Genomic DNA, 26311 nt, shown 5'->3' with positions numbered 1-26311 from the left:
GGCAGGATCGACTGTGCTGAAGTGGCACTATGCAGAATTCTGTTCGACCGCTGTCCATCAACGACCTCGACCGTGCCGCCGAGGTTCTCGGCGAGGCGTTTGCCGACTACCCCTGGACGAACTGGTGCGTCGCCGAAGACTCCCACGTGGAACGCGTCGCGGCTCTGCAACGGATCTACCTCGAACACCTGGCACTACCGTTCGGGCGTTCCTACATCGACGATTCCGGCAACGGCGTCATCGCAGTCCTGCCGCCCGACGCCCCGGAGCCAGATGAAGCGACCGTCGAGAAGATCGTCGAACTGCACGGAGATCGGTTCGAGCGCGTTCTTCAGGCTGACGAACAACTGTCTGCGCTTCCCGTCCCCGACAACGCATGGTCGTTGGCAACGATCGGTACGACGCTGCGCTCACGCGGAACCGGATTGGGTTCTGCGCTACTGAAACATGCTTTGGCGGAGCTGGATCGAACTGAACAGGATTGCTGGCTCGATACGTCAACCGAACGAAATCTACCGCTGTACCAACGGTTCGGTTTCACGATCGTCGGCCAGGCCTCGCTCCCCAACGGACCAGACGTATGGCGGATGCATCGACTTCAGGACTGATTGTTCGACTTCAGCACTCGCCGAATCATTTTCGACAAGGACGCGTATTGGGTGATCGTGTTGACTGCGATCCACCTCGACACCGGCCAGGTCCTGGTCCACGAGAAAACCCCGACCGACAGCAGTTGATCCTCGTCGAGAGTTTCCACGTATCGACGCAGCGCTGCGACAGCCGCGCGCAAACGATCCCGAAGCTCTCGAACCGAGGTACCTGCACTCGCCTCGACCACCGACTGATTCAGCGCGGGTGTTTGCGTCCACTTGTAACCCGCCGCCGGCGTCTGCGGAGTCTGGTCTCGCAGTCCGGCACCTATCCACTCTACGACGGCCTCTGCCCACCAGACACGCACAGCGAGTACGTCGTGCACCGACCACGCATCGACGGCAACGACGTCGAAAACATCGGCCTCGGCGGCGCTCTCGAGTAACGCGTCGAGTTTCGAATACGCCGTGTCCAGCTCACTCGCCAGTTCCTCGCGTGACAAGGTCTGCGCCACAATGCCTCCGAACTTTCGTCAAAAATGGAAGAAGCGGAGCCATCGAATCCGATGACCCCGCGTTCAACCTAACGTCTACCGAAGCTAGTTCAGTTCTCCCATGAACCTGTTGACGTTCTCGGCGATCTCCTTCGACTTGGTGTGGTGCAGGTAGTGATCTCCGTCCAGCAAGACCAATTCACCATGATCGACCGATGCTGCCTGTCCTTCGTGCAGCGCAGTCCAGCCCTCGACTTCTGAGTTCTGCACGGCGAATAACAGAATCGGAAGATCAGCCGGGAATGTCCTGCCGATTGCTTCTGCGAAGTTGCTGGAAAGATGATCCATCTCGTTGAGATAGGTGTCGCTGAAGTTGTTCTTCGCAGTCAACTGTCGCATCTCGTCCTTTGCTGCGGCGTCGAGGTACTCGTCCGAGGTTTCACCGCCGACGAACTTGGAGAGCAATTCCGCCAAGCCCAATTGCCTTCCAACTCGGAGTGCTTCGATCGGGAATTTGGTATCCATATTCGGCTGACCCGGAACACTACTGTCGATTCCCACGAAAGCGGTGACCTCGTCGCGGTACTTCGCCGTGTAGTCCAGTGCATAGACACCGGTGATCGAGTGACCCATGAGGATGTATTGGTCGATCCCCAGAGACTGCACAGCCTCGTGTACCTCCTCGACGATGTTCGCCGTTGTGCGATCCTTGTCCGTTCCGTCGCTGTGCCCGTATCCGAAGGGCTCGATCGTGACTACGCGGTAGTCAGGTGCCAGCTCGTTGACGAGCGGCGTGAAGTCGAGAATCGGTGCAGACGTTCCGAATCCGGGCAGCAGAACGATGGTCTGATCGCCGTTGCCGCGGATCGAGTAGCTCATGTTCTTTCCGTCTACGGACACGAACTGGTTGCCGGTTTCCCCGGTCGGAACGCTCGCCTTGGCGGAGCCGACATCGAATACGAGCGCTATCGATACCAGCACAACCAGAACTACGGACACCGACGCAAGAACCTTCAGTGCAACGGTACGAATCTTCTTCATTCTCATCCTCATCTTTTCGGGCGTCGATACGGCTAGGAAAGGCTCGACATCGAGGCCACACTGGTCTCGTCGAGCACACGCAACACGTTGTTGCCCATCAGCTTTGCCAAGTCCTCCGCAGGCCAACCGCGTTCCGCCAGACGGTCTATCAACACCGCGAAACCGGATACGTCCTGCATACCGTCCGGAAAGTCGTCGAATCCATCGTAGTCACTACCCAGACCGATGTGGTCGATGCCCGCGACGTCTCGGGCATGCTCGACATGATCGGCCAGATGGTCCACCGTCATCGCCGGCCGTGGGCCGACCCGCCCGCCTTTGAACCACTCGTTGTACTCGGCAGAAAGGAACATAGGCACAAAGGCGATCATGATGACCCCGCCGTTTGCCGCGAGCAGCCGCATGACGTCGTCGGGAACGTTGCGGGGGTGACCGCACAGCTGAGAGCAGGACGAATGGCTGAAGATCACCGGTGCCGACGACGTCTCGACGGCATCTCTCATCGTTTCCACCGAGACGTGCGACAGGTCGACGAGCACGCCGAGCCGGTTCATTTCGCGCACGATCTCGCGACCGAAGTCGGTCAGCCCGCCGTGCACTCGGGTGTCCGTCGCGGAGTCCGCCCACCCGGTGTTGTCGTTGTGCGTCAGAGTCATGTACCGAAGACCAAGGCGCGCCATCATTCTCAGGACGCCGAGCGAACTGCCGATGCTGTGACCACCCTCTGCGCCTAACAATGACGCAACCTTGCCCTCGCTCCAGATGCGACGCACGTCGTCACCTGTACGCGCGAATTCGAAAGTATCCGGGTACCGCTCGATCAACCGGTACACGAAGTCGATCTGTTCGAGTGTGTACTGAACAGCCTCGGCCTCCGTCCGGTCACACGGGGTGTAAACCGACCAGAACTGCGCACCGACGCCACCGCGACCGAGTTTGTCGATGTCGGTTTGGAAGATGGAATCCTTCTCGAGATTCTCCACCGAGTAGTCGGCAGTCTCGCGAGCTGTCCATGCGAGATCGTTGTGGCCGTCGATGACCGGTGCAAGGCCGTAAGCATCCAGTGCCGCTGGGTGATTCACGTCCGGGAAAGGAGCGAGAGGTTTCAACATGAGTTTTCCTCGGGAAAGTAGTGCGGGCAGGTCGAGGGCCCTCATCGCCCTCGACCTGCCCGAGATTTCATTCAGCGGAGAGAATCATCTCGCCGCGACTAGTCGGAAATCTTCTTGAAAAGCCTTGTCATGTACAGATATTCCTCGCCATTGATCGTGAGATGAGCCATCTCACCCGAAGCGCTCTCGTTACTGATCGAGAACCGGGAAGCGGACAGAGGCACGACCTTGGTGGGCGGAGCGGGCGGCTCGCCGTCGATCTCGATCTTGGCGAAGTTCTGCACCTGGAATCCGCCGTCGTCGCCACGCGTGAGTTCGATGCGAACGGTTGTCGATTCATAGGTTCCGAGAATGTGCGACAGGTCGATGTCTTCTGCATTCGGCTCGGACTTCGGCTCCGGCAGAACGAGATCGAGCTCCTGCGCGATCTCCTTCTCGATGTCGTGGGCCAGGGCACCGCCGCCACGCGAGTTGGTGACTACGGCCATGGCGAGACCGAGCTCGGGGAAGGTGTGAAAACGAGTGATCTGACCGATCGTCGCACCGCCATGCTGCGCGGACGTCACACCGCCCCAGTCGGACAGGATCCAGCCGAGACCCCAGGCCTGATCGACGCTCGAGACCGCGGTCAGGTCGAATTGCGGAGTGCGCATCAGGCGCGCGGACTCTTCGGACAGAATGCGCTCACCCGTCAGAGCCAGGCCGTCTCGCATGTGTGCAGCACCGAATGTCAGCAGAGAGCTGACGGATCCGGTGATGATGCCGGCCGGACCGATACCGCGCGGAAGCAGCCACTGCTTGGTCGGAACCACCTTGTCCGGCGACGTCCGATCCGGGTTGGCCACATGGCCGACGGCGGTGCGGAACAGAGGGGCGTCCTTGGCCTTGGTGATGATGTGCGTCAATCCGAGTGGCTTCCAGAGGTATTCGACCAACGCCTCGTCCCACGTCATCTCACGAAGAACCTCGACGATACGGCCGGCCACGGCGAAACCCGCGTTGCTGTAACTCAGATGTCCGCCGGGCTCGGTGACGCTGATCGCGGTCGCGAGTTCGTCGACGTACTTCTCGACGCAGTCGTCGCCGTCACCGGTGTCGTTGAACAGGTCTCCGTCGATACCGCTTGTGTGCGTGAGTAACTGGCGAATCGTGATTTCCTTCGTGTTGGAAGGATCCGCGATCGTGAACTCCGGAAGCACCTCCACCACCAAGGTGTCCAGCGTCAGCTTGCCCTCGTCGACGAGCTGCATGATCAGCGTCGTCGTCCAGATCTTGCTCGCGGATCCGAACTGGAACAGGGTGTCGGCATCGACGTCGACTCGCGTGTTCAGGCTCGTCACTCCGGTGGTGATGACACGGATATCCGCTGCGCCGTCTTCGCCCAGCGCGATCACACCGACCTGCGCGCCCGGTACCGAATGCTTGGCTGCCAGTTCGTCGAGGCGTTCCTGCCACTTCGGGGCGACAAGTAGGTCCTTGGGCAAGTCGGTCACAGGTCGAACTCCTTCGATCATGGAAGCCAGTGGCGTAGATGGCGTTACTGCGATCCGCTCAGGTCTCACTCGTCGGGAGGTGAGGTTGCGGAAGCAATAGCCGTCCACCCATGATCTCAGTGTGCTCGCAGTCACGTCCTGGTCGATTGCACCGAAGTTGCACCCGAAAATGGTGCGATCGGACGAGCCTGTGTTCAGGATTCGCCATTCGAAACGATCAGCGCTCGAAGGTTCCTTCCAAGCGATTGCGTGAACCCGGATGGATCAAGCGCGCCGCACTGACCAACCCGTTGGCCGACCAGGTGCGGCGGCGAATCAGTAGGCACGGTTCCCCTCGATCGATGCGGAGCAGCTCGCATTCGTCCGGGCTCCCCAACACCGCTTCCACGACATGCTCGCCGCGAACCAGAGGCGCAACGTCACTCAAGTAGTTGTTGGGGGTGATCGCGGTGAAGTCCTGGCGCAGATAGTCGGGCGCCTCGTTCGGATTCACGAATCGGTCTTCCACCTGAATCGGAGTTTCGTCCTCGAAGTGCACCATCAGCGAATGGAACACCCGTTTGCCCACCGATTCACGAAGAAACGTCTGCCCGTGGTCGGTTTCTTCCTCACGAACGAAGACGACCTCGGTTCGATGACGGTGGCCGCGGCGCTGAATCTCGTCGGCGATGTTCTTGACTTCGAACAGCGGGGACGCGGTCTTGGTGGCGGCGACAAAAGTACCGACCCCCATCATCCGCACGATCAGACCGTCGCTGGTGAGTTCACGAAGCGCTCGATTGATGGTCATACGTGACAATCCCAGCGCACTCACCAGTTGGTTTTCCGAAGGCAGCTGATCGCCTTCGGTCCACCGACCCGAGTTGATCTGCGAGACCACGAGGTTCTTGACCCGTTCGTAGGCAGGGGCGGACTCGCCGCCTGCCTCGTTGAACAGCACGGCGAGTTCTGCGTCCACTTCGGCAATCGCCATCGCCACCACCCGTTCGTCGAAAACCACCGAGTCGGTTCTCCCGTTCGGCCTCCGAAGTCTATCCGCCTCGTGCACCTTTCCGATCCATCCGCGAGCGTCCGCGCCGGACCTAACCCACCATGCGCCGCAATTGGCTCGTCGCAACCGAAAGCGCAGCAAGATCGTGCTGCCCGGATGCCTCGATCTCGGCGAGCGCGAGAGTGGACCTCTCGATTCTCGACGCATTCCTCTCTTCCCACCGGGAGAGTTTTTCCGCTGTCGAGTCACCTGCTTGCGCATCGGCCAGGACGTCGAGGGTCAATGCCCGCACCGTCGAGTACAACTCGTCACGCAACGACAACCTGGCCAGCGCGTTCCATTTTCCGTCCTTGCTCAATGCCGACACTCGATTGAGCATCGGGACGAGCCCAACGTGTTCACCCAGCCGGAAGTAAAGTTCGCCGGTCTCCGCGATTGTGCGATCGGCGAGGTCCGCGATCTCCACCACGTCCAGCAGCCCGAACTGGTCGAGCAGGATCTCCACTCGCCTGACCAGGTTCTCCGGCGCGCCCTTGTCCGTGATGAGGACAGTTCGCGCAGCCAGGTTCCGCTGATCTGCACCTACCAGCCAGCCATCGAGTTCGGCCGATGCCTCGGCGATGCGATCACCGAACCGGCTGATCTCGGCCCCGACGGCCAGCGGTTGAGGCCGACGCGTCAGCATCCACCGTGACGCGCGGTCGAGCAGTCGTCTGGTGAGCAGGATCAACTCGTCGGATACGGCTGTCGAGATCGAGGCTTCGCTGATGTCGCGCCACAACTCCCACAGACCGAACACTTCGGACACCACGGTGAAGGCGCGTACTGCGTCCTCCGGATCAGCACCGACCTCTTCACCGAGGCGATACACATAGGTGATGCCTCCCCGATCGATGACGTTGTTCGTCAGCACCGTCGCGACGATCTCGCGTCGCAGGGGGTGCCGGTCGAGGGCATCGCCCCCTGCATCTCGAACGCCCTCCGGAAAGTAGTTCAGCAGCGCCTTGCGGTAGATCTGGTTGTCGATCGAGCTTCCCGCCAACAGAGTGGATTTCAGATCGAGTTTGACGTGGGCCATCAATGTGGCGAGTTCCGGCGACGTCAGTCCCGTTCCCGTCTTCTCGGCCGCAGCGAACTGTTTCTTGGTCGGAAACCCTTCGATGACGCGGTCGACGATTCCGCGAGCCTCGAGGCTCGAAATCACTCTGCCGTGCACACCGATCATCGCCCCCGCATCCGCGCGCGTGGTGCCCATCAGCTCGTTCTGTGAACGGTTGTCTGCAAGAACGAGTTCTGCGACCTGATCGGTCAGCGATTCGAGTAGCGCAACGCGATGTGAGTCCGCGACGACGCCTGAACTGATCAGGGAGTCGAGAAGGATCTTGATGTTCACCTCGTGATCTGAGCAATCGACTCCGGCCGAATTGTCGAGGGCGTCGGTGTTGATCCGCCCGCCGCCGCGTGCGTACTCGATCCGTCCGGCCTGGGTGAGGCCGAGGTTGCCTCCTTCACCGATCACTCGCGCACGCACTTGGTTGCCGTTCACCCGAACGGCATCGTTGCTCTTGTCGCCGACTTCGAGATCGGACTCGGCGGAGGCCTTGACGTACGTTCCGATGCCGCCGTTCCACAACAGATCTGCCGGGGACCGCAGAATCGCCCGAACCAGTTGCGGTGGCGTCAGTTCGGTGACGTCGTCCTCGAGGCCCAGTGCCTGTCGCATCTCGTCACTGATCGGAACGCGCTTCGCCGAGCGCTCCCACACTCCGCCGCCGGCACTGATCAAGGTCGGGTCGTAGTCGGCCCACGACGATCGTGGGAGCGTGAAGAGACGTGATCGCTCGTCGTACGAGCTCTGCGCTGCCGGGTTCGGGTCGACGAACACGTGCCGATGATCGAACGCCGCGATCAGGCGAATGTGATTGCTGCACAACATTCCGTTACCGAAGACGTCACCGCTCATGTCTCCGATCCCCACCGCGGTGAAGTCGTCGTGCTGGGTATCGACGCCGAGCTCCCGGAAGTGCCGCTTGACACTTTCCCAGGCGCCCTTCGCCGTGATACCCATGGCTTTGTGGTCGTAGCCGACCGATCCGCCGGAGGCGAAGGCGTCGCCGAGCCAGAATCCGTACTCCGCAGCAACTTCGTTCGCGATGTCGGAGAACTTTGCAGTGCCCTTGTCCGCGGCGACAACAAGATATGTGTCGTCTCCGTCGTGGCGAACGACCCGTCGCGCTGCGACAACGGCGCCGCTCTGCTTGTCGACGTTGTCGGTCAGGTCAAGTAGCCCGCGAATGAAGGATCGGTAGCAATCGATTCCGGCCGCCAATGCAGCTTCCCGGTCTGCGTCTGAACCCAGACCCGGAACCGGCGGGCGTTTGACGACAAATCCGCCCTTCGCGCCGACAGGCACGATGACCGCGTTCTTGACTGCCTGCGCCTTCACCAGTCCCAGTACCTCGGTGCGGAAGTCCTCTTTCCGATCCGACCAGCGCAGGCCGCCGCGAGCGACCGTACCGAAGCGAAGGTGCACACCTGCGACATCGGGTGAGTACACGAATATCTCGAACATCGGACGAGGGAAAGGCAATACGGACAGCTGCTCCGAATCGAACTTCAGCGAGAGTGCGCCGAGCGATGCGGTGCCGTACACGAAGTAGTTGGTACGCAACGTGTTACAGACCAGTTCCGACATCGCGCGCAAGATCCGATCGGCGTCCAGTCCTTGCACTTGTGCCACGGCCGTATCCACCGCCACTGCTGCGCGTGCGCCCCGATCACCGTCGACGGCGTCAGGATCGAAACGACTCTCGAACAATTCACACAGACCGCCGGCGATCTCGGGATGATCGGCAAGTACCTCGGCGACACGACTGTTGCTGTACGGAAATCCTGCTTGCTGCAAGAACTCCGCGTATGCCCGCAGCACCACAACCTGTTTCCAACCGAGTCCCGCGATCGCGACCAATTCGTTGAACGAGTCCGGCTCGGCGTCGCCGCGTCGAACCGCGGCAAATGTCGCAGCGAAGCGCGCGGCAAAGTCGTCGAAGCCGTCGACAGGAGCATTCGGATAGTCGAGCGTGAACTCGTAGATCCAGGCCTGTTCCGACCCCACCGGGACGAGCTCGTACGGACGCTCGTCGACCACGTCGACACCCAGGCTCTGCAATACCGGCAGCACCTCGCCCAGCGAGAGCGGGTCACCCGATACGTACAGCCCGAGTCTGTGAGTACCGGGTCCGTCGACAGATCGGGCCAACCGTGGGCTCACCTCTCCGAGTTCGAGGCCATCGAATACCGCCATGTCCTCGGCAGCGCGGACGGCATCGAAATCCTGCTTGTATGCCACCGGAACTCGCTCGGCGAACCGAGCACGCCTGCGCCGCTCGTCGTAGTGCGAAGCATCCAGAACGAATCGCTCGTCCCACGTCAAGCACGCGTCGACGACGAGGTCCCGAATCTCCCGCGCTTGTCGCGCCGATGCGAAATTCGCGCCGCTGCCGACTGTGGCCGTGAAATGCACGACGGCCAGGGCAGATTCCGAGACTCGACTGGAGAATTCGATATTGCGGGCACCGAGCGCGTCGGCGAGTACCGACTCGGCCGTTGTTCTGATCGTCGTACTGAACTTCTCGCGCGGAACGAAGAGCAACGCCGACAACTCTTGATCCCGCCCAGCCGCAGGAGAACATCCCACCGGTTGCAAGAACAGATGGATCGACGTGCGGCCGTCCACGGAAGTGAGTTCGTCCAGCGCGTCCGCGATTCGGGCCGGCTCGGCTGCGAACAGCACTGTGATCGGGATCGACTGGATTACTGCCAGCATCGATTGTCCGACAAACGAATCGACGGTGGATCCGGAGGCATCGAAGATGTCTGCGACACGCCCGCGCACGAGCGGGGTTCGCCGAACATCCGCGACAAGGCCGGTCGCGGTCAAGGACCCGATGAACCGGTACGCACGGTCACCGACGGACACATCGATCTCGGTGGCGTAGGCGGAGCCACCGAACCCTTGCCCGAGAGTCATCACCCCGACCGAGAGGGGCGCCGCTTTCGAATCCGAGGAGCCGGTTGGATCGGGGAGCACGCCGAGAGTCTTCGTCTCCTCGCCGTCGATTGTCTTCGCACCGCCGACGACGCTGAAGTTTCCGGCGCTGCACCACCGGAGGAAGTCAGCCTCTTCTGCGTAGCCATCCGAGTCCAGTTGCTCGCGCGCCTCGTCGACGAGATCCCGCAGGGGTAAGGAATCGCGGAAGGCATGCGCGATTCGGTCGAGGATTCCGTCGACGTCCTCCGCGATCACCTGAGCCTGCTCGTCCGAACAATGTGCAGGTAGCCCGATGTGGATCCATGATTCGGTGCGCTCACCAAACCGGGCACCTTCGATGCTGTGCGCCGGTTGCACGACTGTGCCAAGCACAGGGTGCACCACGAATTCCGGTTCCATGCGAGCACGGGCGAGCGTCGCCAGGACCGCTTCGACGAGCTGCGGCATGTCGTCGCCGACGTATTGAATCGCCGGGCCATCACCCAACTCCCCGGCCGGCGCGAGTCGCGAGATCGACGAATTATGTCCTCGCCGACGCGAAAGGTCCATGTGCGCGGCGACGATCGCAAGCTTGCGGTCTTCGGCAAGCGCAGCGTATCGATCCGCAGACAAGCCCTCGAAATACGTACTGGACACCCTCCTCACATTCTCGGAGTCCGGTGTCGTGTCGACTGAAACGAGGCTCATGTCAGCACCTTCCGCCGAAAGCCACGCTGCTTCCGACTGGTAGAGGATTCGATCCGCGATCAACTTGTCTATACAGGCTTAGACAAGTTGATCATTGCAGAACGTGAGCCGCGACACAACAGCTACACCCCTGGACAAATTCGCCACCCTCGGCCATAGTCAGTTAATGCCGACTAGTGGCAATTAAATTCCATTAGATGAAATTTGTTGAACACCTCGCTTCGAAGGAGCCCCCGTGACCACCCAGACCGCGCCCGACATCGACAACGTTGATCTCGCAGAGTTCCGCAGCACCGTCCGAGCCTTCGCCAACGCCGAGATTCACCCCGGTGCGGCCGCACGCGACGAGTCCAAAGAGTTCCCGGCGCAGCTGGTCAAGCGCCTCGGACAGCAGGACCTCATGGGCATTTCCGTGCCGGAGGAATTCGGCGGACTGGGTCTGTCGACACGAACCCAACTGGTCGCCATCGAGGAGGTTGCACGCACCGACGCCGCTCTGGCGTCGATCTACACCGCGCACTACCTGGGCCTCGAGCCGATTCTCGTCGGCGGTTCCGAAGAGCAGAAGCATCGCTGGTTGCCCCAGTTGGCTTCAGGCGAACTGCTGGCCGGCTTCGCACTCACCGAACCCGACGCCGGATCAGACATCGCGTCGATGCGTACCGTCGCCCGACGCGAGGACGACGGCTGGCATCTCTCCGGGTCCAAGACGTACATCTCCAACGCGAAGGAAGCCGACCTGGTCGTACTCTTCGCCAAGACTGACCCGAGCGCAGGATTCCGCGGCATCACCGCCTTCGTCGTCCCCAAAGGCACACCGGGAATCAGCTATTCGGAACCGCAGGACAAGATGGGAATTCGCTCGGCTCCGACATACACCGTCTACCTCGACGACGTCGTCCTGCCGCTCGACTCGGTGATCGGCACCGAAGGCCGCGGCGGCAACATCGCCTTGACCGCACTTAACCGAGCGCGCATCGACGTCGCGGCAATGGCGAACGGCATCGCTTTGCGCGCTTGGGAACTGGGACGTGAGTACGCCACCGAGCGAAAGCAGTTCGGCACGCCGATCTTCGACTTCCAGGCAATTCAGCTCCTCCTCGGTGGCTGCGACGCGCAACTGGTCGCATCACGCGTCACCGCAGACTGGGCCGCCGACGTCAAGGACGCCGGCCAGGACATCCGCCGCGCCGCATCGATTTCGAAGTACGTCGCCACTGAAGCCTGCTTCTCGATCGTCGATCAAACCGTGCAGATCCACGGTGGCGCGGGATTCATGCGCGAATCGGAAATCGAACGCCTGTACCGGGATTGCCGCATTCTCCGCATCTTCGAGGGCACCTCGCAGATTCAATTGCTCACCATTGCCGGCAACGCTCCGTCGCCGCGTTCCACCGAGTTCTGAAAGGCGCGGACATGACTGCACTTCCCCCACTCGACGGCATCCGGGTCATCGATCTCTCGCGTGTCCTCGCCGGACCTTATTGCACCGCACTGCTTTCGGACGCCGGCGCGGACGTCGTCAAGATCGAATCCGAGCATGGTGAAGACTCTCGGCATCTCGGACCGTTCCGCGACGGCGAGAGCATTTACTTCAACGTGCTCAATCGCGGAAAGCGTTCGGTGGCACTCAACCTCAAGAACGACGAGGACCGCCAGGCGCTGCTGACGCTCATCGAGAACGCCGACGTCGTCGTCGAAAACTTTCGCCCGGGCGTCACCAAGCGCCTGGGAATCGACTACGAGGCTGCGCGGGCTCGCAATCCGCGGATCGTGTACGCGTCGATCTCCGGTTTCGGCCAGGACGGACCCATGTCCGGAGCTGCAGCCTACGATCTTGTGGTCCAAGCCCTTTCGGGGATCATGAGCATCACCGGCTCGGAAGCATCCGGGCCGACCCGGTTGGGTGAGTCGTTCGGAGACCTGGTCGCCGGGCTGTTCGCCGCCTGGGGAATCAGTACTGCCCTGCTGAGTGCACGGGCGACCGGGCTCGGACAGCATCTGGACGTCGCGATGTTCGACAGCATGCTCGCCATGCTGCCGACAGCACACAGCCAACTGCAATCCACCGGGCTCACTCCCCCACGCGTCGGTAACCGTCATCCGGTGTCCACACCTTTCGACACCTACCGGGCCGACGACGGACTCTTCGTCCTCGCAGTTGCGAGCCAATCCGGGTTCGAGAAATTGGCGCAGACGATGAATCGCGTCGACCTGATCGCAGATCCTCGATTTGCCGACGACACCGTCCGGACCGAGAACGAGCCGGCACTGCGTAAGGAGATCGAAAACTGGGCCGCCGGAAAGACCGTCGCGGACGTGGTCGACATTCTCGGCGCTGCAGGGCTCGCCGGCTCGGAGATCTGGGACGTCCAACAGGCACTCACCTCCGCACAGGCCGAGTACCGCGGAGTCGTCGAATCGTTCGAGCACCCGGTAGCAGGAAAGATCTCCTACGTACGACAACCCGTCGTCTTCGGTGAGAGCCGACGTCCAGGAGTTCGCCGCAGCCCCCTGCTGGACGAGCACCACGGTGAGGTGCTGCCGGGCTCGCGATAGATTCAGCGCAGACATCCCTCGGCACTTGGAGTAGGACATGGCCCCCGGCGACGTGACCCGCAGCGCGAATCGCACGTTCGAACTTCTCGGTGCGATCGTCGAGCACGGCGGGTTGACGCTCGGCGACGCCGCCAAGGCAACCGATCTGGCAACCAGCACCGCGCTTCGCCTGATCAGAAGCCTCGAACAAACCGAGTTCGTCGTTCGCGGCGAGGACAACGTCTATCGCGTCGGCCCGCGGCTACTGCAGATCGGAGCTCGCGCTCTCGGCGACAATCAACTGTTGCCGAGAGCCAGGCCCGCGATGAAGGCCATCGCCGAAACCACGAGGGAGTCGACCTACCTGTCGACGATGGGACCGAAAGACACTGCGCTGTATCTCGATCAGATCGAGGGCACGCACGCGATCCGCCACATGGGGTGGGTGGGCCAGAGCGTTCCCCTGAACGGCACCGCCGTCGGCGCAGCGTTGAGCGGCAAGGTGGGTGAGAGCGGATACGCCATTGCGCACGACACCATCGAGGACCACTCGACCGGAGTTGCCGCGCCAATCTACAACGCGGTCGGTCAGATAGCCGGGGCGCTCAGCGTCGTCGGCCCGACATTCCGTCTGACGGACGAGGTCTGCGCCAGCCACGGTCGCGTATTGGTGGAGCACTGCGCCCGGTTGTCCGCGGAACTCGGCAGCCAGACTCCCTGAGCCACCCCGAGCACTTGGCAATTCAGTCTCGTATCCGAGCGCTTGGCGATTCAGTCTCGTATCCGAGCGCTTGGCGATTCAGTCTCGTATCCGAGCGCTTGGCGATTCAGTCTCGTATCCGAGACAATGTGGGTCCCCCGCTACCTCCTCCGACCTACCTGTAAGGACACACCCATGAGCACGAGCCGCGTGAAATCCGCTGAGCGTGTGCTCGACGTGCTCGATCTGCTGGCTCGCCGGGGTGTGCCGCTGGCGACCGCGGACATCTCCAGCGCCCTCGACCTACCCAAGAGCACGACACATCATCTGCTCAATGTCATGCGGGATCGACGGTTCGTCTCGTACTGGGCTGATCAACGCGCCTGGACTCTGGGTGTCTCGGCGTTCGAAGTCGGTGCGTCGTACATGCGATCCGGCCCACTGCACCGCGAGGGCCAACGATTCATGCTGGCACTCACGCAGTCGACGGACGAGACCTCCCACCTGGCGGTACTCCAAGGTTCTGACGTCATCTACCTCGACAAACGTGAACCGCTCAAGCCGGGCGTGCGGTTGGTGACCGAGATCGGGACCCGCCTTCCGGCGCACCTCACCGCAGTCGGGCGGGCAATTCTGAGCCGCCTGGACGCGGAACAGATCAGCGCGCTGTACGAGGGGTACACCTGGCCGACGCGGACCGGAACAGGACCGTCGACGCTCGCCGAACTGCGAAACCTGCTCGCCGAAGCACGCGAGAGCGGGTATGCGGTAGAAGAGAATGCGACGACATCCGGGATCAATTGCATCGCCAGCCCCGTGATCACACGGGACGGTCGTCCGGTCGCAGCTCTCGGCGTCACCTTCCTCTCCGGCTCCAAATCGGCCGAGGAGAGCGCCCTGATCGCCGACCGAGTGCGCTCCGTCAGCGCCGAGTTCTCCGCCGACCTCGGCGATCGAATGGTGGAGACCCCGACCGCCGACATGTAACAAAATTCTCCGCTGCGTACTTCCCGGGCCTTGTTTTCGTCTCATATTCAAGACTAGAGTCTCGTATACAAGACTTACTGAATCACTGCCGCACTATTGGAGTCCCATGAACGCCACCCCTGCCACCCAGACAGCCACCCGAACCATCCAGGTCGGAATCGGCGCTGTCACCATCGCCGACGTCGTCGACGTCGCCCGAAACGGTTACGGCGTCGCATTGACCGCCGAGTCCCTCGCCGCGATCGCCGAAAGTCGTGCACGCATCGAAGCCCTGGCCGCAGACCCCACGCCGGTGTACGGAGTTTCCACGGGATTCGGCGCGCTTGCCACCCGGCACATCCCGGAGCATCTGCGGACGCAGTTGCAGCGCAGCCTGATCCGCTCGCATGCGGCGGGCTCGGGGCCGGAGGTCGAACGCGAAGTGATCCGGGCCTTGATGCTGCTACGCCTGTCGACGCTCGCCACCGGACGGACCGGAGTGCGCCCCGTGGTCGCGCAGGCGTACGCCGACCTACTTACCGCGGGCATCACTCCGGTGGTGCACGAATACGGCAGCCTCGGATGCTCGGGAGATCTGGCACCACTGGCGCACGTGGCGATGGCAATCATCGGTGAAGGTTCCGTCCGCACCGCCGACGGTGAACTCACCGATGCGGCAACGGCATTGGCCGCCCACGGCCTCGAACCGGTGGTTCTGGCCGAGAAGGAAGGCCTCGCACTGATCAACGGCACCGACGGGATGCTCGGCCAATTGGCCCTCGCGATCACCGATCTCGATCATCTACTCAAGCTGGCCGACATTGCTGCCGCGATGAGCGTGGAGGGCCTGCTCGGAACCGATCAGGTATTCGCCGCAGATCTTCAGGCACTTCGCCCCCACCCCGGACAGGGTGCGGCGGCCTCGAACATGGTGCGTCTGCTGGCCGACTCCCCGATCGTCGCCAGCCATGCGGGCCCTGACTGCACCAGGGTTCAGGACGCGTACTCACTGCGGTGCGCTCCGCAGGTCGCCGGCGGCGCACGTGACACCGTCGATCATGCCCGCCTCGTCGCCGGACGCGAATTGGCCAGTGCTGTCGACAATCCCGTTGTCACCCTCGACGGGCGGGTTCGGTCGAACGGCAACTTCCACGGCGCTCCCGTGGCCTACGTCTTGGACTTCCTCGCCATCGTGACAGCGGACGTCGCGGGCATCAGCGAACGCCGCACCGACCGCTTCCTCGACGTTGCGCGCAATCACGGCCTGACTCCCTTCCTCGCCGACGACCCCGGAGTCGACAGCGGACTGATGATCGCGCAGTACACGCAAGCTGCCGTCGTGTCCGAACTCAAGCGACTCGCGAGCCCCGCCAGCGTCGATTCGATTCCTTCCTCGGCCATGCAGGAAGATCACGTCTCCATGGGATGGTCGGGTGCCCGCAAGCTCCGCCGGTCCATCGACGGTCTCACCCGGGTTCTCGCCATCGAGATACTGACTGCAGCACGAGGAATCGATCTCCGGTCCCCACTCGAGCCCTCCCCCGCCACCGGAGCGGTTCTCCGGACGCTACGCGAGAAGGTGCAAGGGCCTGGTACCGATCGCTTCCTGTCCCCCGAGATCGAGGCGGCGGTGGACTTGGCGGCATCCGGCGCACTCGTTGCGGCCGCGGAGAACGCGATCGGCGCCCTGGCATGACCGCACCCGGAGCACTGAGGCCGCGCCCACGACCTGAAATCGAAGCACTCCCTCGATACTCCAAAGCCGCCGGCCTGGAGCAGGTTCGGTGGCGGGCGTCGAGCAACGAGTCGACGGTTGCACCCTCGGCGGCAATTCTCGAGGCCGCCAATCTCGCGGCCGCACACTCGCACTTGTACCCGTCGCTGTTCGGCGACACGCTGATCACCCGGTTGAGCGACCGTCTGGGCGTGGGCGACGACCAGGTATTGGTCGGCGCCGGTTCGCTGGCACTGCTCCAGCAGGTATTGACCGCATACACGGGCTCGGGCACCGAAGTCGTCTACCCGTGGCGTAGCTACGAGGCGTACCCGATTCTGATCGGAATCGCCGGAGCGAGCGGTGTACCTGTCGCCCTCGATTCCGAACATCGGCACGATCTGAGTGCAATGGCGGCAGCCGTGACTCCGCAGACCCGCGCGGTACTCGTCTGCAACCCGAACAATCCGACCGGAAGCGAGTTCTCGACCGCGGAGTTCGTCTCGTTCGCCCGCTCGATCCCGGGTGACGTCCTCATCCTCCTGGACGAGGCTTACCGGGAGTTCGCGACCGGCGATGTCGACGGCGTCGATCTGCTTCGAGCCTTTCCCAACATCGTCGTATTCCGAACCTTCTCCAAGGCTTACGGATTGGCCGGCCTTCGGGCCGGCTACGCCATCACCGACTCGGCGATCGCAGCGGATCTTCGTAGCGCGGCACCGCCCTTCGGGCTCAGCGCCGTTGCCGAGGCCGCGGCCTGCGCAGCGTTGACCGATCCGGCGCACACCGATTCGATAGTCGAAACGGTGACCGAGGGTCGCGCGCACCTACGTGAGCAATTGGCTCTGCGCGGCGTCGAGTCCGTCCCCAGCGGAGCCAACTTCGTCTGGATCCCTCTCGGCGAGAGAGCTTCTGCACTCGAAGCGGCTTGCGTCGCCCAGGGTGTCTCGGTCCGGATGTTCCCTCGCGAGGGGGTGCGGGTCACCGTCGGCGAGCGGGCCGCAGAAAACGCCGTGATCTCAGCTGTGGACGCTCTCGCACACAACCTTTGACCGACTGGAGAAAAGAATGTCCGTCCACGAACTTGCTCGGTCGATCGGTTCGAGTCGCCTGATCACCGACCCGGCGGTAATGGACTCGTACCGTCGCGACGAGGCCCATCTCGCCGAACCCGGCCATCCGGTAGCCGTCATGCTCGCCGAAACTGCGGCCGACATTTCCGAGGCCCTGAAATGGGCTACTGCTCACCGTGTCCCGGTGGTAACCCGCGGGGCGGGAACCGGTTTGGCGGGCGGCGGGACAGCGGTCGAGGGCTGCCTGGTCATCTCGACCACTCGCATGCGCTCGATTCTCGAGGTCAATCCGGACGATCAGCTCGCTGTCGTGGAAGCCGGGGTGATCAACGCCGACATCAGTCGAGCAGCAGACGAGTACGGGCTGATGTACGCCCCGGATCCGAGCAGTTTCGAGATCTCCACGATCGGCGGGAACATCGCCACCAACGCCGGTGGACTTCGATGCGTGAAGTACGGCGTCACTCGCGATTCAGTCTTGGGCCTCGAGGTGGTACTCGCTGACGGGCGGATCGTGCGAACGGGTCGAAGGACCGTCAAAGGTGTTGCGGGATACGACCTGACGAGCCTTCTCGTCGGTTCGGAAGGAACTCTCGGAGTCGTCACGAGCGCCACACTCAAGCTCCAACCCAAACCCAAGAGAGCACCGGTCACCGTCGTCGGCAGTTTCGATTCTCTCCGCTCCGCGGCGGACGCAGTTGCCGCGGTCGTTCGTGACGGGATCGGGCCGAGCCTGCTCGAACTGATCGATCGAGCAACCCTTCGCGCAGTCGACGACTGGAAACGAATCGGGTTGGAAGACAATACTGCCGCGATGCTGATCGCGCAGGCCGACGGGGTCGATGCCGACGCAGCAGCGGCGGCGATGCAGAAACACTTCGAACAGGCCGGCGCCGATTTTGTCGCCGTCTCGCAGGATGCAGCGGAAGCCGCACAACTACTCGAGATCCGCAGGCTCGCCTACCCGGCGTCCGAACGTCTTGGGCAATGCCTCGTGGAAGACGTCGGGGTCCCACGGTCGAAACTGCCCGACATGCTCGAAAGTATCGACCGGGCCGCTGCCGAGCATTCGGTGAAGATCATGACGGTCGCCCATGCGGGTGACGGCAACGTCCACCCGACGTTCGTATTCGACCGCACCGAAGACGGCTCGGTCCCCGAAGCCGTGTGGGCCGCCGCGGACGAGGTCTTCCGGCATGCCCTCGAACTCGGCGGAACTCTCACCGGAGAGCACGGCGTCGGCGTCCTGAAGCGTCGCTGGCTCTCTCTCGAACTCGGCGAGGACAGCATGCAACTGCACAGATCGATCAAGGCCGCGTTCGATCCGCTCGGAATCCTCAACCCGGGTAAGGGTTTCTGATTCGCGAGGGGTGTTACACAGCATTTACGTGAAAACTGGTTCCGGGTATTGACGCCTGTATATACAGGCATATACATTTATCCGCAGTGACAGTGACCCAGCGCACAGAGCGCAAGGCGCAAAGCACCAAGCACGAAGAAGGTGGGCATTACCCCGACGTCGATTCCGTCGCTCGACGGGCTCGCAGCAGAAAGACAGGCCTATGACTCACGATGGACCGGCCGAGGTCATCCTCACTCCGGAGCGACGCACTATCGACGTCGTCCCGGATGCAGAACGACACGGCACCCCGCGCAGCCAGTTCACTCTCTGGTTCGGCGCCAACATGCAGATCACTGCAATCGTCGACGGTGCTCTCGCCGTCGTATTCGGCGCGGACGCCATCTGGGCGATCGTCGGACTTCTGATCGGCAACATCTTCGGTGGCGCTGTCATGGCGCTTCACTCCGCACAGGGTCCGCGCATGGGCCTCCCCCAGATGATCTCGAGTCGCGCCCAGTTCGGCGTCAAGGGAGCCGTCGTCCCGCTTGTTCTGGTCATCCTGATGTACCTCGGCTTCGCTGCCACGGGCACTGTGTTGGCCGGCCAAGCCGTCAACAAGATCCTGCACATCGACAGCCCCACCGTCGGCATCGTCGTCTTCGGTCTCCTCACCGCATTCGTCGCGGTCACCGGCTACAAGCTGATCCACATCGTCGGCAGAATCGCCACCGTCGTGGGCATCGTCGGATTCTCCTACCTGGCCGTTCGACTGTTCCTCGAGTACGACGTCGCCTCATACGTCGGCATCAAGGGCTTCGACATCGTCACCTTCCTGCTCGCGATCTCGCTGGGCGCCGGTTGGCAGCTCACCTTCGGCCCGTACGTCGCCGATTACTCGCGTTACCTGCCGCGCAGCACCTCCGAGAGCACCACGTTCTGGTCGACGTTCCTCGGTAGCGTCATCGGATCACAGTGGTCCATGACCTTCGGCGCTCTCGTCGCGGCCTGCGCCGGCGACGCGTTCCTGGGTAACCAGGTCGGCTTCATGGGAGATCTCGCCGGACCCGCTGCCATCGCCTTCCTGATCTACTTCGTCATCCTGGTCGGCAAGCTGACGGTGAACGTGCTCAACGCGTACGGCGGATTCATGTCGATCCTGACCACCGTCACAGCCTTCAACGGCCAGTCGCGAATCTCCAGCACCGCGCGCACCCTCTACATCCTCGGTTTCACCGCCGTCTCGGTGTTGATCGCGATCGCCGCCAGCGCCGACTTCCTGGACAACTTCAAGAACTTCGTCCTGGTATTGCTGATGGTGTTCACGCCGTGGAGTGCGATCAATCTGATCGACTACTACTTGATCTCCAAGGAGCGCATCGACATTCCGGCGCTCTACGACGTCAACGGTCGGTACGGAGCCTGGAACTTCACTGCCCTGGCCTGCTACGCCGCCGGTGTTCTCGCCCAGATCCCGTTCCTCGCCCAGAAGATGTACACCGGCCCCGTCACGGACATGCTCGGTGGCGCCGACATCTCGTGGCTCGTCGGCATCGTCTTCACCGGCCTGATCTATTACCCGCTCGCCAAGCGCACCAGTAATCCGCCTGCGTCGATGATCTACCCCGATCACACAGCGATGACCGACTCTCGCGTCTGATCCCCCAACATCTTTCGAACTTCAGCAAGCTAGGAGAACACAATGGAAATCAGCACCCCCGGCCACGAGCCGCGCCCCGTCCGTGCTCCCCGCGGCCCCGAGCTCACAACGCTCGGTTGGCAGCAGGAGGGCGCCCTGCGCATGCTCATGAACAACCTCGACCCCGATGTTGCCGAGCACCCGGACAGCCTCGTCGTCTACGGCGGAACCGGTCGCGCAGCACGTAGTTGGGCGGCATTCGACGCCATGGTCGCCACGCTGAAGACGCTGAAGAACGACGAGACCATGCTGGTCCAGTCCGGCAAGCCGGTCGGTGTCTTCCGCACCAACGAGTGGGCACCCCGAGTCCTGATCGCCAACTCCAACCTCGTCGGTGACTGGGCAAACTGGGAGGAGTTCCGCCGTCTCGAAGACCTCGGTCTGACCATGTACGGCCAGATGACCGCAGGCTCCTGGATTTACATCGGCACCCAGGGAATCCTGCAGGGCACCTATGAGACCTTCGGCGCCATCGCGAAGAAGCGCTACAACGGCTCACTCGCCGGAACGATCACCCTCACTGCAGGTCTCGGCGGCATGGGCGGCGCTCAGCCTCTCGCCGTCACGATGAACGACGGTGTCGCGATCTGTGTCGACTGCGACATCACCCGCATCGACCGTCGTATCGCTCACAAGTACCTCGACACCAAGGCCGACAGCATCGAGCACGCGCTCGAACTGGCGACAGCGGCACGTGACGCCAAGAAGCCGCTCTCCATCGGCCTCGAAGGCAATGCGGCAGAGATCTTCCCGGCGCTGCTGGAGATGAAGGCCCCCATCGACATCGTCACCGACCAGACCTCGGCGCACGATCCCCTCGCCTACCTGCCGATCGGCATCGACTTCCCCGACATGAAGATCATGTCGGAGAAGGATCCGCAGAAGTTCACCGAAGATTCCCGCAACGCGATGGCCGCGCACGTCAAGGCCATGGTCGGATTCCTGGACGCCGGCGCCGAGGTGTTCGACTACGGCAACTCCATCCGTGACGAAGCCCGCAAGGCCGGCTACGACCGCGCTTTCGACTTCCCCGGATTCGTTCCGGCCTACATCCGCCCGCTCTTCGAAGAAGGACTCGGCCCCTTCCGCTGGGCAGCGCTCTCCGGTGACCCCAAGGACATCGAGGCCACCGACAAGGCCATCCTCGAACTCTTCCCCGAGAACGAGCACCTGCGCCGCTGGATCACCATGGCAGGCGAAAAGGTTGCCTTCGAAGGCCTTCCGGCCCGCATCTGCTGGCTCGGATACGGCGAGCGTCACCTCGCCGGCCTCAAGTTCAACGAGATGGTCGCCTCGGGCGAACTGTCCGCACCCATCGCCATCGGCCGCGATCACCTCGACTCGGGATCGGTCGCCTCGCCGTACCGCGAAACCGAATCGATGATCGACGGGTCCGACGCCATTGCCGACTGGCCGCTGCTCAACGCCCTGGTCAACACCGCATCCGGCGCTTCGTGGGTTTCACTTCACCAGGGTGGCGGCGTCGGTATGGGACGCTCCATCCACGCGGGTCAGGTGTGCATTGCCGACGGCACCGAACTCGCAGCCAAGAAGCTCGAAGCAGTTCTCACCAACGACCCCGGTATGGGCGTCATCCGGCATGCGGATGCAGGATACGACCACGCCATCGACACGGCAGCCACGCGCGGCGTCCGTATCCCGATGACCGAGAACTGAAACAGCTCCACCACCTCACCCTGAGTTAGGAATTACATTGACCACGAATGGTTCTCGAACCACAGTTCTGACCAACATCGGAACCCTCGTCACCAATGACCCGACTCTGGGTGAGGGCAAGCTCGGCGTACGACACGACGCGGCAATCGTCTTCGACGACGGCGTTGTTGCTTGGGTCGGCGATTCCGCCGACGCCCCGGCTGCCGATATCGGTCAGGATATCGGCGGTCGGGCCCTGCTTCCCGGCTTCGTGGAGAGTCACTCACACCTGGTGTTCGGTGGCGAGCGGGCCGAGGAATTCGCAGCTCGGATGGCAGGCGAAAAGTACGCCGCCGGCGGCATTCGCAACACCATCGAAGCGACGCGCTCGGCCACCGACGAGCAATTGCAGGCCAATATTCGGCGCCTACTCGACGAATCCTTGCGCTCGGGCAGCACAACCGTCGAATGCAAGACCGGGTACGGGCAGAACACCGAGAGCGAACTACGCAGCGCGCTGATCGCCGGGCAGTTCACCGACGAGGTCACACTGCTGGCCGCCCACGTTCCACCACCCGAATATGCCGGCCGCGCCGATGATTACGTCGCCATGGCGTGCGACGAGATGATCCCTGCCTGTGCGCCACACGCGAAGTGGATCGATGTCTTCTGCGAGCGAGGAGCATTCAACCGCGAACAGGCACATGCAGTCCTGAGCGCAGGCGTCGCCGCCGGACTGATCCCCCGTGTCCACGGAAACCAACTCGGCGAAGGGCCGGGAGTCCAGCTCGCCGTCGAGATGGGTGCCGCGTCCGTCGATCACGTCACCTACGTCACCGCCGAGGACATCGACGCTCTGGCTCAGAGTTCCACCGTCGCAACACTGTTGCCCGGCGCCGACTTCTCCACCCGCAACAAGTACCCCGACGCCCGCGCACTTCTGGACGCCGGAGTCACCGTAGCTCTGGGCGCCGACTGCAACCCCGGCACCTGCTACACCACCAGCCTTCCGTTCTGCATCGCAATTGCGGTGCGAGACATGCACATGACGCCCGCTGAGGCGGTCTGGGCGGCCACTGCCGGTGGCGCCCGCGCGCTACAACGTACCGACGTCGGAACCCTTTCTCTCGGAACACGTGCCGACGCCATCGCGCTCGATGCACCGTCGTACCTCCACCTCGCCTACCGCCCGGGCGTGCCTCTGGTGCGCGAGGTCTGGAAAAACGGCGCACTCGCCACAAGCTACTGAAATACACTCACCGGGAGGCCGTCGTGGCACATCAGATCGCAGTCGACATCGAACCCAAGCCGTGGACCGGACGCTCCGACGGTACCTCTGCGGAGCATCTGCGGTGGCATCATGCCGTGCAACCGTATTCAGCCGAGACCGCACCCGGTGACTGTGTTCTGATCGGATTCTCCAGCGACGAAGGAGTCCGTCGCAACAAGGGCCGTCGCGGTGCCGTGGACGGCCCGGACGCATTGCGAGCCGGGTTGGCTTCCATGGCGCTAGCCGAACCGCTGCAGATTCAGGACGCGGGAACCGTTGCCGTGTCGGGTGAAGAACTCGAGGCCGGTCAAGCCGCACTCGGGAACGCAGTCAGCGCTGCGCTCGATTCGGGACACTTCCCCGTGGTTCTCGGGGGAGGACACGAAATCGCCTACGGTACATACCTCGGCGTCGCGGGCTCCGAGTTGCGGACCGCCGGAGCCAAACTCGGAATCCTCAACTTGGACGCGCACTTCGATCTACGTGGCGATCCGATCCCCAGCTCCGGCACGCCCTTTCGTCAGATCGCCGAGGACGAAGCCGCGGCCGGTACCTCGCATCAGTACAGCGTGATCGGAATCAGCCAGCCCAGCAACACCACTGCTCTGTTCGACACGGCCCACCGTCTCGGCGTTCGCTATCTGCTCGACGAAGAATGCGGAGTGATCGATCGAGGCGTCGTGGATCAGTTCCTCGCAGACTTCCTCGACGACGTCGATCTGGTCTACCTGACCATCGACCTCGACGTACTTCCTGCCGCCGTGGCGCCGGGCGTCAGCGCACCCGCGGCCTACGGTGTCAGCCTGGAAACCATCCAATACGTATGTGATCGAGTCACGTCCAGCGGAAAGCTCGCGGTTCTCGATGTCGCCGAACTGAACCCGAGCCTCGACGTCGACAATCGCACTGCACGGACCGCTGCTCGCCTGATCCATCGGATTGTCACCAAGCACGTGCCGGTTCGGCGCTAGCCCCGAGTACATTCAGCAACACTGAGCAGATCTACGGAACGGCCTGAAAGCTGATGCCGCGAGATCTGTCAGCACACTCCAAACTATGCCCTTCGAGCTCGCTGGCGGTTGCAGTCAAGACGCCGCACAGCCAGCCGTCGAACTCCGCTGACCAGGTATTTCCGGCATGACTGAGCGACGTGTCGTTCAGGTACCTTTCGGCAATGCCCATTGCCACCTCACAAGTGACGCCACCTTGCAGATTGTCGATGGAGGCGACACCGCCTGTCTCGGGGTAGGTGATCGTTCCGCACCCCTCGGATGTGGATGTCGTCGGCAATTGTGAAGTCGAAGTCGACGAGTTGCCCGAGCAGTACTCGAAGCCGGGGACTCCACCGATCACGGGAGGCCCGACCGTGCCGTCGTGAATCGAAAAGCCGATCAACCCTCCTGGGTTGCCATTACCGACTTGCCGCGGATCTCCGGTGGTGACGAAGATCGATTCGCCTGACTCGGTCTGAATCGTCATTGTCGAATGATCGTTGCCGTAGACCGATTCGATCTGAGCCACGGTGGAGCCGTCACCGACGCCGCGGTCGGTCAGCGTTCCCGGCGATGATTCGATGACGGTGACGCCGGCGCTGGTGAGAAGTGCCCGCCCAGTGCCACCAGACGTCGTGAACGGAACGACAGCGCAACTCGGAAACTGCGTGGGCGTTCCGGCTTGATTCCCCAACGACGACAATGCTTCTGCCTGTGTCATACCGAGCGCGAGCGAGCCGAATCTCTCTGAACTTGCCTCTGTCACGGCCGATGCCTTCCCGGGACTACTCGAAACAACAGTGCTCGACGCAGACTCCGTTGACGACGTTACGTCTGTCCTGTTGAGACTGTCAGAGGAACAGCCACCGAGAAACAACGACAGACAGACGCCGGCCACTACAACCGTGGTTGTAGTGGCTGCGCCGTTCCGAACTCGGTCAACTGGTGTGCGCGGTCGGTGACGTGAACGCCACCCGGCCTTCGATCATGGCACCAAGGAGTTCTTCTGCAACCAGTCCTGAGCGATGTCGCTCATGTCATCGAGATCGGCAACGCGCTGGTTCATCTCGATGAGGTCTTCAGTGGTCAGTGCCGCCGAAACCCCCGCGAGCACGGATCGGACGTCATCGCGAGCCTTCAACTCGTTGATGATCGGCGTGATGTTCTCGGCGAGGAAGAGATGCTTCGTATCCTCGAGCGCAACCAAGTTCTCCGAGCGCATCGCGGGATCGGTACTGAAGACATCGGCTACCTGTATCTGCCCGCTCAGGAGCGCATTGAGCGTGAGGGGTCCACCTGCATCGAGTGCCAGGAACTCCCGGAACGTCAGGCCGTACTTGGTCTTCAAGCCGGCAACACCGTTTTCGCGCGTCTTCCATTCCGGCGGTCCGCCGAGCGTCAACTCGTCGGCGTACTGCACCAGATCCTCGACGGTCTCGAGCGAATACTTTTCCGCCGTCTCCTGTTTGACGGCAAGTACATCCTTATCCTCAGCGGGCGACGGCTCGAGAGCTACCAGACCCTTGGGCAATTTCGCATCGATTTCGGCGGATACTTCAGCTGAAGCCGTCGCCGTTGTCTTGCTGTCCAGATATTGCAACAAGGCGCCGGAATACTCGGGGATCAGATCGATGGAACCATCGCGCAATGCCGGTACATAGAGTTCTCGGCTACCGATGTTCAACTTCTCGGTAACGTCGATACCGTTGGCACGAAGCGCTTCGGCGTAAATGGTCGCAATCAGTTGGCTCTCGGGAAAATCGGCGGAACCGATCACGATGGCGCCCTCAGCGCTACCACCGCCGTCCGTGGCCAAGGGGTCCTTGCCGATTCCGCAGCCGGACAATGCAACCGCTGTCACACCGACCAACGCGGCGATCAATACCTTCTTCATTTCGAATGTCC

At 62.4% G+C, this 26311-nt stretch carries 20 protein-coding genes; 12 read left to right on the top strand and 8 right to left on the bottom strand.

Annotated features, from left to right (window positions below; translation table 11 throughout):
• The first annotated feature begins 29 nt into the window (after positions 1-29).
• Positions 30-608 carry a GNAT family N-acetyltransferase gene (locus tag G8767_RS01090; protein WP_166809101.1) on the top strand — a complete coding sequence of 193 codons (579 nt, stop codon included), beginning with the start codon at positions 30-32 and terminating at the stop codon, positions 606-608.
• Here G8767_RS01090 and G8767_RS01085 read toward each other — a convergent pair.
• The 6 genes from G8767_RS01085 to G8767_RS01060 form a co-directional block, all read right to left on the bottom strand.
• Positions 599-1105 (bottom strand): ClbS/DfsB family four-helix bundle protein, encoded by a 507-nt coding sequence (locus G8767_RS01085; protein ID WP_166809100.1) that lies wholly within the window; start codon positions 1103-1105, stop codon positions 599-601. The genes G8767_RS01090 and G8767_RS01085 overlap by 10 nt on opposite strands.
• An 84-nt stretch (positions 1106-1189) precedes the next feature.
• A complete protein-coding gene (locus G8767_RS01080; RefSeq protein ID WP_206028790.1) occupies positions 1190-2125 on the bottom strand; it encodes an alpha/beta hydrolase in 936 nt (311 codons plus the stop codon).
• Between the two features lie 32 nt (positions 2126-2157).
• Positions 2158-3237 carry a dipeptidase gene (locus tag G8767_RS01075; RefSeq protein WP_124569616.1) on the bottom strand — a complete coding sequence of 360 codons (1080 nt, stop codon included), beginning with the start codon at positions 3235-3237 and terminating at the stop codon, positions 2158-2160.
• 98 nt (positions 3238-3335) lie between these two features.
• Entirely contained in the window at positions 3336-4730 is a 1395-nt protein-coding gene (locus tag G8767_RS01070) for a serine hydrolase domain-containing protein (RefSeq protein WP_253252746.1), read from the bottom strand.
• 217 nt (positions 4731-4947) lie between these two features.
• Positions 4948-5703, bottom strand: coding sequence for a histidine utilization repressor (gene hutC / locus G8767_RS01065; RefSeq protein WP_024487384.1), 756 nt, complete (start codon positions 5701-5703; stop codon positions 4948-4950).
• Between the two features lie 109 nt (positions 5704-5812).
• A complete protein-coding gene (locus tag G8767_RS01060) occupies positions 5813-10459 on the bottom strand; it encodes an NAD-glutamate dehydrogenase domain-containing protein (RefSeq protein WP_240951818.1) in 4647 nt (1548 codons plus the stop codon).
• 235 nt (positions 10460-10694) lie between these two features.
• On the opposite strand from G8767_RS01060, the gene G8767_RS01055 reads away from it, so the two are divergent.
• The 11 genes from G8767_RS01055 (at position 10695) to hutG (ending at position 24385) form a co-directional block, all read left to right on the top strand.
• Complete coding sequence (locus G8767_RS01055; protein ID WP_124569612.1) at positions 10695-11864, top strand: acyl-CoA dehydrogenase family protein; 1170 nt, start codon at positions 10695-10697, stop codon at positions 11862-11864.
• An 11-nt stretch (positions 11865-11875) separates the two neighbouring features.
• A complete protein-coding gene (locus tag G8767_RS01050) occupies positions 11876-13018 on the top strand; it encodes a CoA transferase (RefSeq protein WP_166809097.1) in 1143 nt (380 codons plus the stop codon).
• A 37-nt stretch (positions 13019-13055) separates the two neighbouring features.
• Positions 13056-13718: an IclR family transcriptional regulator gene (locus G8767_RS01045; protein WP_166809096.1), complete on the top strand. Its 663-nt coding sequence runs from the start codon at positions 13056-13058 to the stop codon at positions 13716-13718.
• A 174-nt stretch (positions 13719-13892) separates the two neighbouring features.
• Entirely contained in the window at positions 13893-14684 is a 792-nt protein-coding gene (locus G8767_RS01040; protein WP_166809095.1) for an IclR family transcriptional regulator, read from the top strand.
• A 106-nt stretch (positions 14685-14790) separates the two neighbouring features.
• Positions 14791-16359 (top strand): histidine ammonia-lyase, encoded by a 1569-nt coding sequence (gene hutH / locus G8767_RS01035; protein WP_095968443.1) that lies wholly within the window; start codon positions 14791-14793, stop codon positions 16357-16359.
• Positions 16356-17429: an aminotransferase class I/II-fold pyridoxal phosphate-dependent enzyme gene (locus G8767_RS01030; protein ID WP_166809094.1), complete on the top strand. Its 1074-nt coding sequence runs from the start codon at positions 16356-16358 to the stop codon at positions 17427-17429. The genes hutH and G8767_RS01030 overlap by 4 nt, the downstream gene beginning before the upstream one ends.
• 16 nt (positions 17430-17445) lie before the next feature.
• On the top strand, positions 17446-18810 hold the full coding sequence (locus G8767_RS01025; RefSeq protein WP_166809093.1) for an FAD-linked oxidase C-terminal domain-containing protein: 1365 nt from the start codon (positions 17446-17448) through the stop codon (positions 18808-18810).
• A gap of 202 nt (positions 18811-19012) precedes the next feature.
• The gene (locus G8767_RS01020) at positions 19013-20449 is read left to right on the top strand and encodes a cytosine permease (RefSeq protein WP_069145581.1); all 1437 of its coding nucleotides are present in this window, start codon (positions 19013-19015) and stop codon (positions 20447-20449) included.
• Between the two features lie 42 nt (positions 20450-20491).
• Entirely contained in the window at positions 20492-22165 is a 1674-nt protein-coding gene (gene hutU, locus G8767_RS01015; RefSeq protein WP_166809092.1) for a urocanate hydratase, read from the top strand.
• A 37-nt stretch (positions 22166-22202) separates the two neighbouring features.
• Complete coding sequence (gene hutI / locus G8767_RS01010; protein WP_166809091.1) at positions 22203-23393, top strand: imidazolonepropionase; 1191 nt, start codon at positions 22203-22205, stop codon at positions 23391-23393.
• A gap of 23 nt (positions 23394-23416) precedes the next feature.
• Entirely contained in the window at positions 23417-24385 is a 969-nt protein-coding gene (gene hutG / locus G8767_RS01005) for a formimidoylglutamase (RefSeq protein WP_166809090.1), read from the top strand.
• A 31-nt stretch (positions 24386-24416) separates the two neighbouring features.
• Here the strand turns inward: hutG and G8767_RS01000 are convergent, their stop codons facing one another.
• Both G8767_RS01000 and G8767_RS00995 read right to left on the bottom strand, forming a co-directional pair.
• Positions 24417-25172: a hypothetical protein gene (locus G8767_RS01000; RefSeq protein WP_166809089.1), complete on the bottom strand. Its 756-nt coding sequence runs from the start codon at positions 25170-25172 to the stop codon at positions 24417-24419.
• A 219-nt stretch (positions 25173-25391) separates the two neighbouring features.
• Entirely contained in the window at positions 25392-26300 is a 909-nt protein-coding gene (locus G8767_RS00995) for an ABC transporter substrate-binding protein (protein ID WP_166809088.1), read from the bottom strand.
• Positions 26301-26311 lie beyond the last annotated feature (11 nt).

The organism is Rhodococcus sp. IC4_135, assembly GCF_011602025.1.
Taxonomy (GTDB): Bacteria; Actinomycetota; Actinomycetes; order Mycobacteriales; family Mycobacteriaceae; genus Rhodococcus_F; species Rhodococcus_F baikonurensis.
Note: the sequence above shows the minus strand (reverse complement) of the source record. Positions and strands in the feature narration are given on the sequence as shown.